This window comes from Cellulophaga sp. BC115SP (assembly GCF_009905545.1).
GTDB classification, from domain to species: Bacteria; Bacteroidota; Bacteroidia; order Cytophagales; family Spirosomataceae; genus Flectobacillus; species Flectobacillus rivi.
In genome coordinates, this window is the sequence record NZ_JAAALB010000013.1 from 68,720 (window position 1) to 87,421 (window position 18,702).

11 protein-coding genes and 2 tRNA genes are annotated in these 18,702 nt (G+C 36.0%); 7 read left to right on the forward strand and 6 right to left on the reverse strand.

Features of this window, described 5'->3' with window-relative positions; genetic code table 11:
• The first annotated feature begins 927 nt into the window (after nucleotides 1-927).
• Nucleotides 928-5,046 (forward strand): hybrid sensor histidine kinase/response regulator, encoded by a 4,119-nt coding sequence (locus GVN22_RS12055; protein ID WP_166551280.1) that lies wholly within the window; start codon nucleotides 928-930, stop codon nucleotides 5,044-5,046.
• 48 nt (nucleotides 5,047-5,094) lie between these two features.
• Here GVN22_RS12055 and GVN22_RS12060 read toward each other — a convergent pair.
• A tRNA-Thr gene (locus GVN22_RS12060) sits at nucleotides 5,095-5,167 on the reverse strand.
• A gap of 158 nt (nucleotides 5,168-5,325) precedes the next feature.
• Between GVN22_RS12060 and GVN22_RS12065 the strand changes: the two genes are divergently transcribed.
• The gene (locus GVN22_RS12065) at nucleotides 5,326-6,084 is read left to right on the forward strand and encodes a helix-turn-helix domain-containing protein (protein WP_166551281.1); all 759 of its coding nucleotides are present in this window, start codon (nucleotides 5,326-5,328) and stop codon (nucleotides 6,082-6,084) included.
• Nucleotides 6,085-6,128: 44 nt separating this feature from the next.
• Here GVN22_RS12065 and GVN22_RS12070 read toward each other — a convergent pair.
• The 4 genes from GVN22_RS12070 to GVN22_RS12085 all read right to left on the reverse strand — a co-directional run bounded on the left by GVN22_RS12070 (nucleotide 6,129) and on the right by GVN22_RS12085 (nucleotide 11,540).
• Nucleotides 6,129-6,201 (reverse strand) — tRNA-Thr (locus tag GVN22_RS12070).
• 256 nt (nucleotides 6,202-6,457) lie between these two features.
• Nucleotides 6,458-8,362: a DUF349 domain-containing protein gene (locus GVN22_RS12075; RefSeq protein ID WP_166551282.1), complete on the reverse strand. Its 1,905-nt coding sequence runs from the start codon at nucleotides 8,360-8,362 to the stop codon at nucleotides 6,458-6,460.
• 320 nt (nucleotides 8,363-8,682) lie between these two features.
• Entirely contained in the window at nucleotides 8,683-10,074 is a 1,392-nt protein-coding gene (locus tag GVN22_RS12080; RefSeq protein WP_166551283.1) for an RNA methyltransferase, read from the reverse strand.
• 143 nt (nucleotides 10,075-10,217) lie between these two features.
• A complete protein-coding gene (locus GVN22_RS12085; RefSeq protein ID WP_166551284.1) occupies nucleotides 10,218-11,540 on the reverse strand; it encodes a vanadium-dependent haloperoxidase in 1,323 nt (440 codons plus the stop codon).
• Between the two features lie 301 nt (nucleotides 11,541-11,841).
• On the opposite strand from GVN22_RS12085, the gene GVN22_RS12090 reads away from it, so the two are divergent.
• The gene (locus GVN22_RS12090) at nucleotides 11,842-12,771 is read left to right on the forward strand and encodes an NAD(P)/FAD-dependent oxidoreductase (protein ID WP_166551285.1); all 930 of its coding nucleotides are present in this window, start codon (nucleotides 11,842-11,844) and stop codon (nucleotides 12,769-12,771) included.
• A gap of 146 nt (nucleotides 12,772-12,917) precedes the next feature.
• On the opposite strand, the gene GVN22_RS12095 is transcribed toward GVN22_RS12090, so the two are convergent.
• Complete coding sequence (locus tag GVN22_RS12095) at nucleotides 12,918-14,138, reverse strand: NAD(P)/FAD-dependent oxidoreductase (RefSeq protein ID WP_166551286.1); 1,221 nt, start codon at nucleotides 14,136-14,138, stop codon at nucleotides 12,918-12,920.
• A 609-nt stretch (nucleotides 14,139-14,747) separates the two neighbouring features.
• Between GVN22_RS12095 and GVN22_RS12100 the strand changes: the two genes are divergently transcribed.
• The 4 genes from GVN22_RS12100 to GVN22_RS12115 all read left to right on the forward strand — a co-directional run bounded on the left by GVN22_RS12100 (nucleotide 14,748) and on the right by GVN22_RS12115 (nucleotide 18,604).
• The gene (locus GVN22_RS12100) at nucleotides 14,748-15,530 is read left to right on the forward strand and encodes an alpha/beta fold hydrolase (protein WP_166551287.1); all 783 of its coding nucleotides are present in this window, start codon (nucleotides 14,748-14,750) and stop codon (nucleotides 15,528-15,530) included.
• A 125-nt stretch (nucleotides 15,531-15,655) separates the two neighbouring features.
• Complete coding sequence (locus GVN22_RS12105; RefSeq protein ID WP_166551288.1) at nucleotides 15,656-16,321, forward strand: CBS domain-containing protein; 666 nt, start codon at nucleotides 15,656-15,658, stop codon at nucleotides 16,319-16,321.
• Between the two features lie 202 nt (nucleotides 16,322-16,523).
• Nucleotides 16,524-17,414, forward strand: coding sequence for an NAD kinase (locus GVN22_RS12110; RefSeq protein ID WP_166551289.1), 891 nt, complete (start codon nucleotides 16,524-16,526; stop codon nucleotides 17,412-17,414).
• Between the two features lie 143 nt (nucleotides 17,415-17,557).
• Nucleotides 17,558-18,604: a DUF6089 family protein gene (locus GVN22_RS12115; RefSeq protein ID WP_205690872.1), complete on the forward strand. Its 1,047-nt coding sequence runs from the start codon at nucleotides 17,558-17,560 to the stop codon at nucleotides 18,602-18,604.
• Nucleotides 18,605-18,702: the final 98 nt, after the last annotated feature.

The following is an 18,702-nucleotide window of genomic DNA, read 5'->3' on the forward strand; positions in this document are numbered from 1 at the left end:
GTTGAATTTGCTTGTTCTGGATTCGGAAATAATATGTTTGTTATTGATTTTTAAAAACCACTATGCAAACAATAACCCTCGCCGATATACTATAGAGATATATACGACTATGAGTTGAAAAAAGATTAATTTTTCGTAAAAAAAGGGAATTTGGAAAAGACGAGATAATCAATAGTAGTACCTTGTGTTGCTCATTTAAAAGTATTACTTAATTATGCTTCTTGCTTCAAACTAATAATGCATTTTCCAAATGTTACAGAACATTGTAATACTTAACTAAAAAGACGGTTTATCTAGTGACTAGGTATTACAAGTTTATTTATTTATAAAATTGAGACTACTTGAAGCTGACTTGAACAAATATAGTAGCTATAAACGAACAATGCAAGAAAAAAATAAAAGAATTTTCCTGAAATAAGGGGAAAATTTATGATGTACGTAGAATATTGGGTTGGTAAAATAATTTATAATTAAATGTGTATAACTAAATATTTCTGTTTTTGTACAATTTATTTTAACGTAATGCACTGAAATTCAATATTTTAAATAAATGCTATTATATGTTGTGTTATATATTTGTTATTGTTTGATAAGTGTCGTACATTTTTGATAAAAGTAGAAAGTGTTGTTTTAAATTTTTGTATTTGTAACAGTAACTCAAAAAAAATAGAGTATGTTTTAAGAATCCCTATTTTTTTTTAACTTTGAATTAGAAAATATTTGATTTTAAAATATCCTGCCTAAGAAGTCTTATAATAAGAAAATTATTTTGAATTGTATTTATTATAATTGAATCTCTAAGTCCTTATCCATAAACGTAGAATCCATTTTAGAAAATCATAAAAGGCTGTAGTTATACATGCCAAAATAAACCATCAATCTAATTTGAGGGGAGGCTTTACCATAGCTATCCTGTCCTATTCAACTATGATTCGTGTAATTTGCTTGTTGGTCTTGTGGCTGCAATTGTGCAATGGTTCTATTGCACAAGTAATCAAGCCATATTTTATTCATTATAGTACTAATCAAGGACTTTCTCAAAGTCAGGTTGGTGCTATTTTAAAAGACAAACAGGGCTTTATGTGGTTTGCTACCCAAGAAGGTCTGAACAAATTTGACGGGTACACATTTACTATTTATAAGCATTATCCAAACGACGCCAATTCGCTTTCTGACAATAATATATTCGACATTGTCGAGGACTCAAAAGGCTATCTGTGGATTGCCACAGGAAGAGGACTTGATAAGTTTGATAAAACTACAGAGGTTTTTACCCATTACACAACACAACTTCCCGATATAAAAATTAGAGATTTATTTATCGACTCCAAGCAACGCCTTTGGCTGGGAACTGCCGACGGTCTTTATCTATTTAATGGACTTAAGAATAACTTTAGTGTTTTTAAACATCTTGATAATCAGCCAAATTCTTTAGCTGACAACTATGTGTATCGAATGGCGGAAGATGCCAAAGGAAATTTATGGATTGGTTGCAAAAATGGATTATCGCTTTTTAATCCTAATACCAAACGCTTTCGTAATTATTATCACCAAGAAGGTAATCAACATTCATTGTCAAACAATTGGGTCACAAGTGTTTTAAAAGATAGTCATAACCGAATGTGGATTGGTACTAGAGGGGGAGGATTGAACCTCTACAACGAATCTTCAGATGATTTTGAGGTGTTTCTACACAAAGCCAATAATCCCAATAGCTTGGGGCATAATGACCTTCTTTGTCTTCAAGAGGATGAAAAAAACAACATCTGGGTTGGTACAGAAAACGGTGGATTAAGTGTGCTGAATCCTAAAAGTTTACAATTTATCACTTATAAATTTGATGCAAATGACCCCAATAGCCTGAGCAATAACTCGGTATATAGTATTTATCGTGATGATATTGGGAATATGTGGGTGGGCACATGGTCGGGTGGTGTAAACTTCTTGCCAAAGTTTGGAAGAAAGTTTAAAAGCTACAAAAATCAGATAGGCAGTAACAGCTTAAACAACAATTTTGTCTTGTCGATTACTGGCGATGGAAAAGACAAAATATGGATTGGTACCGATGGGGGAGGAATCAATTATTTCAATCGTAAGACCCAAGCCTTTGATTTTATCAAAAATAACCCTTCTAATCCCAATAGCCCACGAACAGATTACGTAATTGCTGTTGATTATTTTGACCCTGCTATGTTGGCATTGGGCTATCATCGAGGAGGCTTTGGTTTGTACAACATTCTGACGAAGACATTTGAAAATTATTCTATTGATACCTCTGACCCTAAATCTCGAATTAGTTCGTGGAGCGTAAATTCCGTTGTACGAGATCACCAGCATAATTTTTGGATTGGCACTTGGAATGGGGGCTTGTGCATGATGAATGCTCAGACTCATGAAGTGACATCTTTCAAACATGAACCAACTAACTCAAATTCAATTCCTAACAATAATATTAATATTGTTTTTGTAGATAGAGATGGACGAACTTGGGTTGGTACAGAAACGGGCGTCGCACGATATATTCCAAGCTCAAAATCATTTGCTCGATACATTCATCAGGTAAACGACCCACAGAGTATTTCTAACGATTATATCACTTGTTTTGCAGATGGTCCCAAGGGTTATCTTTGGATAGGAACAAGCGGTGGTCTGAATTTGCTGAATATCAAAACTGGTAAATTTAAAAGATTCTCAGAAACTGATGGCCTTGCTAATAATGCCATTAAAAGCATTGTAATTGACAAAAAAGGAAATCTTTGGATTAGCTCTAATAAAGGTTTGACAAGGTTCAATTTCCATAGAAATGATATTCGAAACTATTCATTGGCGGATGGTTTACAAAGTAATGAATTCAAAGCTCGAGCATCTTTCATGACCCAAGATGGGGAAATTTATTTTGGTGGCCCTAATGGCTTTAACAGCTTTTATCCCGATAGCATCAAAGACAATACCTTTGTGCCTCCAATATACATTACTGATCTTTCGATTTTTAATACTCCTATCAAGACAGGATTTTCGAATCCTGATTTTCCAACGCATATCAATGCTTCCAAAAAAATTGTCCTCAATTATGATCAGTCTGTATTTACTTTAGCGTTTGCTGCTTTGAATTTTACCCTTCCAGAGAAAAATCAGTATGCTTACAAACTTGAAGGTTTTGATAAGAAATGGAATCATGTAGGCAGTAATCGAAGTGCAACTTATACCAACCTAAACCCTGGTACATACTGGTTTAAGGTGAAGGCGTCTAACAACGATGGCATTTGGAATTCTGAAGGTATAACGCTTGAAATAGTAATACTTCCGCCGTTTTGGATGACTTGGTGGTTTAAAGTTTTGGTACTTTTTCTAGGAATAGGCATCATAGTATTGGTGTATTGGCTACGAGTACGAACGATACAGAAACAAAATGAACGATTAGAAAAAGAGGTTGTAGAAAGAACCATTCAATTACAAAAAGCCACAGATGAAGAGCATAAAGCTCGTTTGGAGGCAGAAAAAGCTAACAAAGCGAAAAGTATTTTCTTGGCTACAATGAGCCATGAAATTCGTACGCCTATGAATGGTGTAATCGGTATGACTGGCTTACTCAACGAAACAGATCTGTCGGAAGAACAAATTAGTTATGTAAGAACCATTAAGCAATGTGGCGAAGACTTGTTGTCGGTGATTAATGATATTCTAGATTTTTCTAAAATAGAATCTGGAAATATGGAACTGGAAGAGCGAATCTTTGATGTGCGAGCTTGCGTTGAAGAAATGCTTGATGTGTTTGCCTCAAAGGCTTCCGAAGCTCGTCTAGACCTTATGTACGAAATTGGATACAATGTGCCACAGCAAATTGTAGGCGATGAGCAACGTTTGCGTCAAGTGTTACTTAATCTAGTCGGAAATGCTATTAAATTTACTTCTAAAGGTGAAATTTTAGTAAGAGTTCAACTTCAAAAGCAACATGAAGAACACGTCGATTTATTGTTTGAAGTAATTGATACTGGTATTGGAATTCCAGAAGATAAACTTTCTCGCTTATTCCGTGCTTTTTCACAGGTAGATTCCTCTACAACACGCAAATATGGTGGAACAGGTTTGGGGCTTGTTATTAGCGAAAAACTTATTCGATTGATGGGTGGTGCTATTGGGGTTCAAAGTAAGGAAGGAGAGGGAAGTAATTTCTACTTTACGATTCATTCAAAAGTTAGTAAAGAACCTATTCAATCGTATCGCTTACTCAATGAGGTAAGTTTTGACAATAAACGAGTTTTGGTCATTGATGATAATCAAACCAATCTGAAAATTCTTAACCAACAGTTGAGCTCTTGGGGCTTGGAAGTTGTTTTAGTAGAGCGAGCTGCCCAAGCACTGACATTATTGGCAGACGAAACCGTAGTTTTTGATGCGGTTATTACTGACCGTCAAATGCCAGGAATGGATGGAATAACGCTTGCTAAAAATATTCGTGAACAGCGAAAAAACTTGCCTATTATCTTACTGACTTCAGTGACGGATGATTCGCATAAAAACCATAAAGATTTATTTGCTGCAGTGCTCACCAAGCCTGTAAAACAGCACTTGCTAAGTAAAACCCTTCTGATGATATTAAAAAAGACTGAGAAAGCCCAGGATGGAGCGAATGTCATTCATCAGAGAAAGCTTTTTACGGATTTTGCTCAACAGTATCCATTAGAAATACTTGTGGCAGAAGATAACCCTATGAACCAATACTTAATAGGAAAAGTGTTGAATAAATTGGGTTATCAACCCCAAATGGTCAATAATGGACTTGAAGCTTTATTGGTGACTCAAGAAAGATACTTTGATTTAATTTTTATGGATGTACAAATGCCAGAAATGGATGGGTACGAAGCTTCTATAAAAATTAGAGAATTGCATTCAAAACAACCAATTATTATTGCGATGACAGCAAATACTATTGATGAATGCCAAAAGGAAATCGAAGATGCTGGGATGAACGACTATTTGAGTAAACCTTTTAGTTTAGATACGATCGTCAATAGTTTACAGAAGTGGGCAAAGGATCGTTCTTAATAGAATAGGGCTATAAAACAAAAAAGCTCGACATTTGTCGAGCTTTTGAGCCTCCTATCGGGATCGAACCAATGACCTACTGATTACAAGTCAGTTGCTCTACCAGCTGAGCTAAGGAGGCTTTTTTCAACGTTAGCGATTTGTTTGTCGTTTAACGTGGTGCAAAATTAGTAGTTTCATAGATGTCACGCAAGTATTTTTGTGAATATTTTTTTTAAATATTTCAACTGAACCTCTAAGTCTTTCGTTTTTAGTATTTTAGTTCTAAAAAAAAGTGAAATGAAATTTGAAATAATCCAACCATCTGAGCCATTGAGACCCTATATCAAGCAATTTGTTATTACAGAAATGGAGGATGAGTCGGAGTATAAAGTGTTACCGTCTTTGGGTATAGTAATTGGTTTTCAATATAAAGGTAGCCTTGCTGTTATTCAAGAAAATCAAACTTCTACTTTACATACAGCAGGTATTACAGGGATAGTGGATAGCTACAAAGTCTTTAAGAATTCTCCTAAGATTGGAACATTATTAGTGTTTTTTACAGAAATAGGTTTAGCTCATTTTACGAAGCATCCCGCAAATGAGCTTTTTAATTTAAGTATTGGACTAGAATATATTTTTGAAAAATCATTAGTCGATGAAATACAAGAGCGCTTCGCATTGGCACAAACAGATACGCAAAGAATACAAATAGTAGAGCAGTTTTTTCTTTCTCAACTACAACGTATTCGAACAGATCAATTGATTATGGAGGCCGTTCGATTGATTTATCAAAGTCAAGGGAGTATTCGTGTGAAAGAATTAAATGAAAGGCTAAACATCAGTGCGAGTCCGTTTGAAAAGCGTTTTCGTAAGCTTGTTGGAACCTCGCCTAAGAAGTTTGCCTCTATTGTGCGCTTCAATGTGGTGCTCGATGCGCTAGGGGAGAAGAAATCACTTTCGGAAATTTGTTATGAAAATAACTTCTTTGATCAAGCACATTTTATCAAAGACTTTAAGCAATTTACTGGAGAAACTCCCGATAAGATGAGACGTTAGGAATCGTTATAAAACAAAAAAGCTCGACATTTGTCGAGCTTTTGAGCCTCCTATCGGGATCGAACCAATGACCTACTGATTACAAGTCAGTTGCTCTACCAGCTGAGCTAAGGAGGCTTTTTTCAACGAACTGCGATACGTTTGTCGCTTATCGTGATACAAAATTAGTGGCTTGGATTGTAATATGCAAATGTTTTTGACCGCAAAAATGAAAGTTTTTTGTAAGTTGTCGGTAATTTTTTGATAACAAGAATGTTACAAAAACCTTACAAATGATTTTTTTTGAAAAAAATATTGGACTAGCGTCTATCAACAAAAATAGGATGCGAAACTCGCATCCTATTTTTGTTTTTCTATGTTCTTTCGAGCAAAATTATTTCTCTGCTTCGCGAATTACTTTCAATTGATGCTTGAAATGAGCCAAATCTTGTTCTGCTTTCTTGATTTTAGCTTCTACATCAACACGAAGTTTATCTGCATTTTTAGATTTTGCAAAGAACTCCAAGTTGTTTTTGTACAACGAAATGTCGTTTTCTATTTGCTGAATCTTACGACGAATATCGTTTTCTTTTTTACCTAGTTCTCTTGGTGAAAAATCGCCTCTAGATTTCAAAATATCAACTTCTGTTTGAAGTGCTAATTGTTCTCTTTCTTTGCCAGAAAGTTTACCCATCGCACTTACATATTTGTTGATAGCTGAGATATAGCGCTTACCAATTGATTGCATATCTTTCTTCGGTACGAAGCCAATACTTGCCCATTGAGCTTTGAACTCAGCTAATTTTGAAGTATCTGCTCCTTCAACTGCTTCTGCTTCAATTTGCTCACAAAGTGCTACCTTCTTCGCTAGATTTGCTTCAAACTCTTTCTCGATATTTTGGTTTTTCGCACGTTTTGCATCAAAGAAGCTATCACAAGCTTTTTTGAAACGTTCGTAAATATTGTCTTTATCTTTTTCTGGAACGTGACCTACTTCACGGAAAGCTTTCTGTAATTGAATTACGCTGTTGGTAGCATCTTGTGAATCATCACCAGAAGTCAAAAGTGCCTCTACTTGTTCGATAATAGCTACTTTTGCTTTCAAGTTTTCTTCACGTTTTCCTTCTAATTGACGGAAGAACTCACCTTTATTTTTGAAGAAAGCCTTGATATTACCCCAGAATTTGTCGCTAAGCTCTTTGCCTTTTTCTTTAGGCATAAAACCTTTCACATTATTCCATTGGTCTTGTAACGCCAAAAGTGCTTTTGTACGCTCATTCCATTCTGAAATAGATTCAGTGGTAAAATTGGCGAATGTTTCAACCAATTCGGCAATTGAAGATTTGAGCGTATAAACTTGTTCTGATTCTGCTTTTTGCGTTTCTAATTGTTCACGGCGTTTGCCATAAATTACGTCTAACGCTTCTTTTACTCTCGTCCAAATTAGCTCGTTTTCTTCTTTCGGAGCAGGACCGATATGCTTATATTCTTCGAAAATAGCGACTGCTTCATCCAAAACTTTACCAGTTACGGTATCTGATTTAGCGGCTTCAGCAATTTTTTCGATTTTTGAACAAAGTTCAATTTTGTGTTGAAGATTACGTTTTCTGTCAAGCTCCAACAATTCGAAGTAGATACTTCTGTTGCTGTAAAAACGGTCAACTAAGGCATGATAAGTTTGCCACAAAGTATTGTTGTGAGGCGAGTTGATGTTACCAGCTGATTTCCATTCATCTTGAATCTTTTTGAATTCAGCAAAACCTGCTTTGATTTGAGCAGGATCAGTGTTGTCTTCTCCTTCAACAATAGCTCTAAGGCGGTTAAGAAGCTCAGTTTTTTGACTAAAGTTCTTGTCACGCTCTTTTTCAATTTGATTAAAATACTTTGCACGCTCTTCTTTAAGTGCTTTAAAGAGTTTATCAAATTTTTCGATAGTTTCATCGAATTTAAACTCAAATCCATCTTCCGAGCCATCATTTGCCTCTTTGAATTTAGCAAGAGCTTCTGCACGTTCTGCTGTTTTGAACTGTTCAAAAAGCGGACGAACTTCCTTAAGAACATCTTCTGATTTGCGGAAAGCAGCTACCGAAGGTTGCTCTTTGACATCGTCAAGTAATTTTGACAATAGCTCAACAAAGTCATTTTTTTGGAAAGTAGAATAATCAACTGTGTGAACGTCAGTTGTTTCAGCTTCAGTGTTTTCGGCCAATTCTAATACCTGTGCGGTTGTCGCGTCGATTTCCTCCTGAGGATTGGCAGCCTGTTGCTGTTTAATTTCGTTTGCTTCTTCGTTAACCATGCGATTCTTTTTACAGCTTATACACTAAATAGTAGTTTGAGGTGCATGTTTGTCTTGCGAGCTACTATCAAGTTTACTTACTGTGTGCTATTTTCAGTTTATAAACACTTAATTTTCAGATTTTTCGAAATACATTATCACTTAAAATAAACTTTCAAATAACAATTGTTCAATTCTTTAAAATCCGATTTGCAGACATTACAATTTCAGTACAAAAATAGAAAAAATAGTTAGAGTATAAACGTCTGATTTTTTTTTCGTTTACAAAACGCTCTAGTTTTTCTGTTTTTAGGGGTATCTGTGGGAGAATAATGCGAAATTTAGGGCAAACGGCTCAGAATACGTAATTCTTTGGGATAATAATTATTAAATCTATTTCCTAATGCCTTTCCCCAGCCCAAAATATGCTCTTCGTAAGCAATACCACACCAGCCTCGCTGATTGGTATCGGGTACAAAATCATCTTTGCGAAGGTACGCAATTGCTTGTTCATAAGAAACATTCAAAATAGGTACCTGTTCAGAGAGTATTGTCGAAAGGGCTAATTCATGTTCTGGAATCAAATCTTTTGCTCCAATTTGTCCTAACAAAATCCCAGCCTTTTTGATATACAAATTACTTTGTAAAATCTTGAGGTCACTCTCGTGTTCGGGATTGATTAAATAGAAATTATCGTTTTTTTCAAACCACATGTAATCTTCTAAGCCCGTAATCCATTGGCTTAAAACACTTTTTTCATGTTTGAAACTTTTGGTACGTTGAGGCTTAATATGTGGTCGGTGAAAAGGTTTGTAATCAGTTTTAGTTTTTTGGAATGCCGCTAGGAAAAAGCCTTCTCCTTTGGCTTGGTCAGGATAAAAACGATACCCAATAGCTTTATTTTCTGGCGATTCTGTTCGTACGATACCCCATTGCTGTATAGTATCTGTGTCTTTTTTATCTAAAACTATATTTTTAGCAGAAAGGTTATCAATTACCCAGTCCATTATAGTTTCGTTTTCAGCTTCAGAATATGAGCAGGTCGAATACAACAAAATGCCACCTTCTTTGAGTGAATCCCAAACATCAGCTAAAATTCGCTGCTGACGTTGACTACACATAGCAACGTTATCTAATGACCATTCAACTACAGCCTCTGGGTCACGACGGAAAAGCCCTGAACCTGAACATGGTGCATCTACGACAATTAAGTCGAAGTAGCCACCTATTCTACTAAAATCTTTTGGATCATTATTGGTTACATAGGTATTGGTTAAGCCCCATTTACTCATATTGTCTACCAAAATGTTTGCACGGCTTTTGATGACCTCGTTGCTTACGAGCAACGAATCTGGGCTTAGCAAACTTGCCAATAGGGTACTTTTACCTCCAGGGGCAGCACATAAGTCTAAGACTCTTAGGTCCTCGTCGAGGTCGATACTTTGCTTGACAGCATATTCCAAAAACATGGAACTTGCTTCTTGTACATAATACGTACCTGCATGGAAATAAGGGTCAAAAGTAAATGCTGGACGTGCATTAAGGTAATAGCCATATTGATTCCAAAGCACAGGACTTTGAATATTCAGATGGGCTGGGGGAGTATTTATTTTATCAGGATTAATTCTGATTGACGTTGGAGACTCTCCTAGTTCATGCGTTTTGATAAAAGAATCGACTTGGTATCCAGTAACCTGACTAAGCGAATCTAATAAAGCTTGAGGAAGGGACATTATTGGCTTTTATTTTAGCATCTACATCATTTATGATGTAAAAAGTCTTATTGGTGGATTTGCTCCTAGTTGCTTATAAGCAACGAAGTCCCAAATTTACGATGAAATTTGGGACTTCGTGAGATTTATACTGATAAACCGTTTTATTTCTTGCGTGTCTTCACCTTAGTGATTACCCAATTACCTACTTTTCGACCTTGCTCTAGTCCTAAATCTAAAGCTGGACGGAAGTGAATACCGCCGTAAAGTCGGCTAATAGAAGCTTCTTCTGCGGCATCTTTATACGATTTGAAATTACGAACTGGCAAACCATATTGCATTTCAGAAGAGTCTGCAAACGCTACATTATTGCCTAATACACTTGAAAGTGCCACCTCTGCTGCGCCCGAAATTACAGAGTGTCCTGAAGGATATTCTGGAAAAGGAGGCGTTTGAAGAACTGGTTGCCAGTTTTTGTCTACCACTTCATTAATAACTGTTTCTGGACGAACTTTAACAGAACGATATTTTTCGTCCCAACAAGAAATAAATCCATCGAAAACAGCCATTGAAGTCAACAAGTAAGCTTCTGATGTTTGATAAATATCGGCTTTTAGCTGACGAGATGTTTGTGTCACAATCGCCATCCAGTGACCGCCAGGAGAAACTTTTTTAGTAGCAAACATGGCATGACCTGTAATATTCATTTTGAATGGATTACAATCCCAGAAATTAGCAATGTTTCTTTGCTCTTCAGTAAGATTATTAATCGTATTGTAAACATCCATTACCATGTCATAATACTTACTTCCTTTAGCCATATCGTATTCGTATGGTTTTGGGGGCATAAACTGAGATGAGGTATCCAATGTCGTAGGACGGATTTTTGACCAATATGGCTCTGCTGCATCGATGTACGCAGGAGGAGTGGGTACCCAAGTTCCTTTTTTCTGAGTTACAGTATAACGAAAACCACGAGTTTGTTTATAGTTATCTCCTTTTGAGTAATTCATAATTGATGCCGCTATCGAATCACCGAAGGCTATCGAGCGCTCATATACATCACTTGGAATACCTGTTGCTTTATAATCCTGCTCAAGTTTTTTCTCAAAATCAACATAAACTTCTTGTGCAAAAGTCAAGCTTTTACCAATAGTTAGATAGGCATGTACAGCTGCCACTGGATAACAATATTCTTTACCTGCTTCAGGTTTTGCTACTTTTTTGAATCCTTTCAACTGTCCTACCATTGATTGGTAATTAGAGTTGCCTGCTGCCAACGCTTCATAAGCCGCTAAGGCCGAATACATATAAATACGGCTAGAAACTGGAGGTGCAAAAATATCGTGGATAATAGACTCTGTAAGTTGTAATTGAGTTCTCCTTAAAAATTCTGGATTTGATGCTGCTTGCTGCCAATTTTCATTACTTTTTTTACAGCTAAAGATTGCAGTAGCCAGCAATACAAAAAGGAATAGTTTTTTCATCTGAGAAGTATAGTTTTTGGTTAATGCAAAAATGGTTAACGAGTAGGTTCTTTTTGCAGTTTTCGAAATAGATTCTGTGTTTTATATATAATTGTTTACCAACAATACTTGTATTGCCAAAGTTAATAAAATCTTTGAAGGAATTAGGGCTATTTCTATCAGTATTCGAACTGATTTTTATAACTATTTGATAAAATCTTTAAAAATTCAGAGAAAAATTGGCTTTTTAATTGTAAATCGAAGATTGTGTTAACAATTCTGATAGAATGAAGTTTTGTTGTTAAATACCAATTTATAGGATATGACAAAACAGAAAATTCTTATTATCGGAGCTGGAATAGCTGGACTTCGTGCGGCGCAAGTTCTTTCACACGCTTCTTTTGAAGTGACGATTGTAGACAAGGGGAGGGGCGTCGGAGGTAGAATGGCTACCAGAAGATTTGCCGATACCAAAGCCGATCATGGTGCACAATATTTTTCGGTCAAGTCAACGATTTTTCAAGAATTTATTGATGAAGCAGAGAAACAGCATATTGTTAAATCTTGGAAAGTAAGCGACAGAACCCACCCTCGATATATTTGCCCTGATGGGATGAACGCTCTTCCTAAATTTATGGCTCAAGGACTTGATGTAAAATTGAGCCAGAAAATTGTACGAATAGCTCATGGAGTAGCTTTTACAGAATCGGGAGAACAATATGACTTTGACCAATTAATTATTTCTGCTCCAATCCCTCAGGTTTTACAATTGTTTGAAGACTCTAATATTTTGCTTGAAGCAGATGAAGAAAATATTCTAAGTTCTATCCAATATGACCCATGCTGGGCAGTTATGGCAAAGCTCAAGACTTCAGATAATACTATTACAGGGGGAAGAATTTTAGAAAATAGTCCTGTCTCATGGATAGTAGATAACGCTGAGAAAGGCTTGACAGAGAATCCAACCATAACAATTCATGCTTCTTCGGATTACTCGCAGTCGCATCTTGAAGAGAATGCTGAAAAGGTGGCTTCGGAATTAATCGCCTCGGTTTCGGATATAGTGAATGTTGAAAAGATAGATACTTATCAGATACATCGTTGGAGATATGCCTTGGCATCACAACGAGCGACTGCGCCCTTTCTTCAATTAAAAAAATATCCTATTTATATTGGTGGCGATGCTTTTGGTATTGGTAACGTCGAAGGAGCGTTTTTATCTGGAGAAGCTATTGCTCAGGCGATTTGCTAGATATTGAAGTGTGCTAACAAGTATGAGTTATCCCGAATTTTAGGATTGGGGTTATTCTCCACGTTTCATCAAAAAAGCGGACAGAAAATATTCCCTGACCGCTTTTTTGATGAAACCACGCTATGTATGACTCATATTTATCTATATCAAGATTTGGTAATTAACTCAGCTACTTTTCGTCCCGACATCATTGCGGCATTGAGAGAAGGATAGCTCGTCCAGTCACCACATTGGTACAAGTTTTCCGATATTTTGAACTGAGGATTCAACACACTTCCCGCTGGAAAAGCATTCAATGATTCTTTAATTTCATATTTTTTCAAAAATTTCCATGAATCCACTTCAGTACCAAACCAATCTTTTAATTCCGCTCTTAACTGTTTCTCCCAAGCTTCATCCGAAAGAGAAGGCGCATTTTGTGTAGAAACTGAAACTAAGGCTTTTCCTTCAGGTGCGTAATGTGATGAAATATCGCTAGGCACACACAAATTGTGAATCAAACTATTTCTATTGGGATTCAAAGCCAACATAGGTTTATTTAAAGGCGACTTTGGAGCCTCAAAATAACTACAAATAGTACTGTTGAATTGGGTAGGTAAGGGTTGATTCAACAATTGAGCTGCTTGGTAACTATCAGTAGCAACGACTATTTGATTAGCCAAAATATGCTCTCCATTAGAAAGAACTACCGTATTTCCTTGAATTTTACTCACCTTAGTATTCAAGCGAATAGTGTTTGCTGGTAATTTTGATGCTATCTGTTTGGCGATTTGCTGCATACCATTGCCAGGAATAGTTGCTTCGCCATCATAGAATTTTCCAAAAATATATTTGAAGAAAGAAGCTGAAGTCGCTAACTCGTTTTCCAGAAAAACACCTCCAAAAAAAGGCTTAAAAAATTCAGAAATAAACTTTTCTGAAAATCCATAAGCTTTTAAGAAGTCCAATGTCGATTGCGTAGGTTTTTCCATAATCTCCTCATCTAGCCCCTGTGTTTCCCAACTTAATCGTGCAACTCGTAGTTTGTCGCTCAAGGTACCAACCGACGAAAATAGTGAAGTTAGCAACTCGCTAGGCTCCTTAAATGGATTGGCGAGCGTGGTAAACCCTTGTTCAGTTTTGATGAGTGCTCCAGATTTGAATTCCTTCAAATTAAGTGCTTCAAAGTTTAATAATTGTTGTGCTTCGGGATATGATGTTAGTAAAATTTGAAAACCCCTATCTAGTAAAAATCCATTTTCTATATCCGTTCTCACACGTCCTCCAATACCGTCTGTAGCTTCTAAAATTTGTGTTTCAACGCCTTTTGAATGTAAGTAAGCAGCGCAACTTAAACCTGCAATTCCTGCTCCAATTATGAGTACCATATACTTCGTTTTTATGTCTTTGTATAGAGTTTAAGCACGAATTTATATGTTTTGTTTAAAAAATATTAAACAAAAATAATCTCCCTGACAAAAATCTGTTTTAAGGGTGTTTATATGCTGTATGACAAAATAAAGGAAAATTGTATTATTTTTATATATTAAAAATTTGCGATTTTAAGCGTAAAATACTGAATTATTAATTTTTCATAAAATGAATAAAATCATCTATATTATATTTTTTATTTTAAATATCTGTTTTTTAGGTAATTATGATTGATTGAGTATATTTTTAGACAGATTTTTTGAAAAGAATTTTGAGCGTAGTTCGTAAAAACTAGGATTATTTTAGATATTTTTTGTTATTTTGCATAGAGATAATTCACTTCTAAAATTGAACAAAACCATTTTAAGGTTTCGCAAGAAGATGATTTTATGAATATTAGGGCAAAGTGTATTTTTTAGAAAAAAGCTTAAAAGTCTATTGCTCTTATAGATTATATTGTGCTAATTTTTATTCAGAAAATTATTGAATTTATCCAAAAACTAATCGAACCATGAGATTGAATTTTGAATACTTGATTCAATCGGAATTTCAAACCTCAAATAGTTATGAACTACCAGATTCACGAAGGAAACGGATATAAATATATCGACGAAGGACAAGGCGAAACCTTGATGTTGTTGCATGGCCTTTTCGGTGCATTGAGCAACTGGGAGGGAGTTATCGAAGGCTTCAAAAAAGACTATCGTGTAATTATTCCAATGATGCCTATTTACACTATGCCTATCACAAAGGCTGGCTGTGAGGGATTAACCGAATTTATCGAAGGATTTGTTAATTGGAAGGGGTTAGACAACTTGACACTATTAGGTAATTCGTTGGGTGGTCACGTAGGGTTGATATTTACGTTAAAAAATCCTACTAAAGTGAAAAGATTGGTATTGACAGGTAGTTCTGGACTATTCGAAAACGGCATGGGTGGTTCATATCCTAAGCGTGGAAGCTACGAATACATCAAAGAGCGTGTAGAATATACATTTTATGAGCCTCAAACTGCGACAAAGGAACTAATTGACGAAGTTTTTGATATTACTAATAGCGCACAAAAGGTAATTCGCATTATTGCTATTGCAAAATCGGCTCAAAGAAACAATATGGCGAAAGAAGTGGTTAATATTAAAGTACCAACCTTGTTGGTGTGGGGACTTAATGATACCATCACTCCGCCACAGGTAGGGCATGAGTTTAATAGATTGATTGAAAACTCAGAATTACACTTTATCGACAAGTGCTGCCACGCTCCAATGATGGAACGTCCTGAAGAGTTTAATAAGATATTGAGTACTTGGTTAGAAAAAACACCCATTACGCAGTTAGAATTGGCGTGTTAGCAAGCAAATATTTGACTTATCGAATTGGGAAGTTGCCATTAAATCATTAATTTTAAAAAATAGAGAACAATAAGAAGTCCGTTTCTTGAGTTTTGCTATTGAGAACAACTTACCACTTTATTACAATGCTTGCAAAAGATATAATAAATCATGTTTTACCCATTCTGAAATCCAGTGACACTGTTGGAGACGCTTTGGGGTGGATGGAGGATTATAAGGTTGGGCAACTTGCAATTGTAGAAGATACCGAATACAGAGGATTGATAAGTCAAGATATATTGTTAGATGCTGATGAATCATTGCCGATGGTGGCTTTGCAGCCAGAGTGTCCAGAGGTTTTTGTATTAGAAACCCAACACCTATATGAGGTATTGGCTCAATCTCAAAAGTTTGACTTAGAAGTGATTGCCGTAGTTGACCACGAACATCGTTTTGTGGGAACTATCCTTGTGAACGAGCTCCTCAATGAGCTAACCAAAAAGTTAGGTTCGCAAGAGTTAGGTGCTATCATCGAAATTGCTATCAGTAATCGAGATTATTCGCTCTCTGAAATCAGTAGGTTGATAGAGGCAAACGATACCAAAGTCATTAGCAGTTATTACACAAGTGGAGATGAATCGTCGAATTATCGAGATATTTTAACACTCAAGCTCAATCGAAGAGATATATCACCAGTGGTAGCTACTCTCGAACGTTTTGAGTATCACATAATTGGAGCTTATGCCTTTGAACCAATTGTGACTCCCGACAAAGAGCGATTCGACATGCTGATGAAATATTTAGATTTGTAATAAAATATAGAAAACCCATAAGAATGAACTAAATCTTATGGGTTTTATTATTTCTTGCAAAATCAAGCCTTAAATTTGCCTTTTCCAAAATGAATCTCTTCTTTTGTTTATGGGAGAAAAAAAGCAAAATACTATTTTCTATGTATTTTGTTGAAAAGCCCCTTTTGTTTGATTTTGTAGTAATATAAGAATTTGTAGTAGAATGAAAATAGCCATTCATGGGCGTAATTTCAACGATTCCGTAAAGCCTTTTGTACAAACAATGTTTGATACCCTCAATGCAAAAGGGGTATCGTTGCAAATCTCTGAATCGTATCATAAATTTCTCCAAGAAAAAGGAATTGTTTACAATTCAACCTCGATATATACTTCTCAAAAAGACCTAGCTGGTGCCCAATTTGTTTTTAGCTTGGGCGGCGATGGTACTTTGCTCGATGCTGTTACGCATGTAGGAGATTATGAAATACCAATTTTGGGTATCAATACTGGTCGTCTCGGTTTTTTAGCGACTATTTCACCCGATAAAATTCAAGAAAGTTTAGACGAACTATTCAAAGAGCATTATAGTCTCGATAAACGTACGCTTGTGAGTATTAGCACACAATTGAACGGAAACCCTGTTGATATATTCGATGGCTTGAATTTTGGGCTCAATGAATTGGGAATCATGAAGACCGACACCTCTTCTATGATTGTTGTTAAGGCATATCTTAATGGCGAATATCTCAATGCTTATTGGGCTGATGGCTTGATTATCGCTACTGCTACAGGTTCTACGGGATATAATTTGAGTGTTGGTGGACCTTTAGTAATGCCAAGTTCTGATATCTTTGTAATAGCTCCCATGAGTCCTCACAATCTGAATGTTAGACCATTGGTTGTGACAACAGACTCAATATTAGATTTTGAAGTAGAAAGTAGAAGTGCCAATTATTTGATTTCACTGGATGCGCGGTCGAAAGTAGTGGATGGAAATGTGAAAATCAGAATGGAAAGAGAAAAGTTCAAGGCTAATTTGGTGAAATTATCCAATACTAATTTTCTCAATACGTTAAGAAGTAAATTGAATTGGGGACTTGATATTCGAAATTAGTAGGAGTTGTGTATTCGATAATTAACGTTTCAAAAAATTAGTCAGCATACCAAAAGCAAAATATTAACGTTTATTAACATATATTTACCTTAACAATCGCAAATAATCACGCTGTCAAACCAGAAGTTATTCAGACCCGACTTATGAAAAAAAATATTGCACTAGTGTTTTTCTTGATGTTAGGTGTGTTTGGTTTCCATGAGAGTCATGCTCAATTCAAGTTTTCGAACTTATTCGGAAGTAAAGACCAGCCAAAGAAAAGAAAGACATTCGAGGCTTATTCGTCAGTGAGCATTGGTGTAGGATCATCACACTATTATGGAGAACTATCGCCATACAACCGCTTTTTACAGTCCACTATCAATGGCGTTCGCTGGAATGCCTCCTTTAATTTTACTCGTCAGTTATCCCCACAATTTGGCTTAAGATTTGGCTTGACATGGGCTCGAATTTTTGGTGATGATAACTACATGGATGGTGTGTCTGGCTTCGAGGCAAATTTTATGCGCAATCTTCATTTTCGCAATGATATAAAAGAATTCTCGATTGTTGGACAATATGACTTTGTAAGAACTGCCAAAGGCTCTGCTCGTCGTGCAGCGGTTATTCCTTATATTTTTGGCGGAGTAGCTGTTTTTGCTCATGATCCTATGGCAAAACCTGATAAAACTTTGTTTCCTGACCAAAGTGAGTGGGTACGTTTACAACCTCTTCATACCGAAGGACAAGGTTTGCCAGGGTATGCGCAACCTTATTCGTTAATCAGCGTTTCGGCACCACTTGGAATTGGTGTGAGATACAAACTCAATCATAATTTCGACTTAGGATTTGAAATTGGTTATAGATTTACGATGACCGATTATCTTGATGATGTAGGTGGGTATTATGCTGATCCAGCCGATTTAGGAACACAAAGTGCCTTGTCTGTGGCGATGGCAAATCGTACTTTAGAGAGAACTGCAGCGTATTCGGGTAAAGACCGTACGAATGGTGTTATCAACTACCTTACTTCGATAGGTGTTTATAATCCAGGTTCAGGGGTGGATCCATTTACTTATCAGTCGGTGCCAGGGTTTTCAGATCGTACAGATGCTCGTGGTAATAGCAAATATAAGGACTCCTATATGCTTACTTCTGTGAAGTTGATTTATTATATTCCAACTAAAATAAAGTGTCCGCCACTTCGTTAGAAGATTATAAAAAATTGATATATTTTTTACTTATAAAAGTAATTTAAAAATACTCTAAAAGCCTAAAAGTCAGGATTTAATGCCTGACTTTTTTGTTC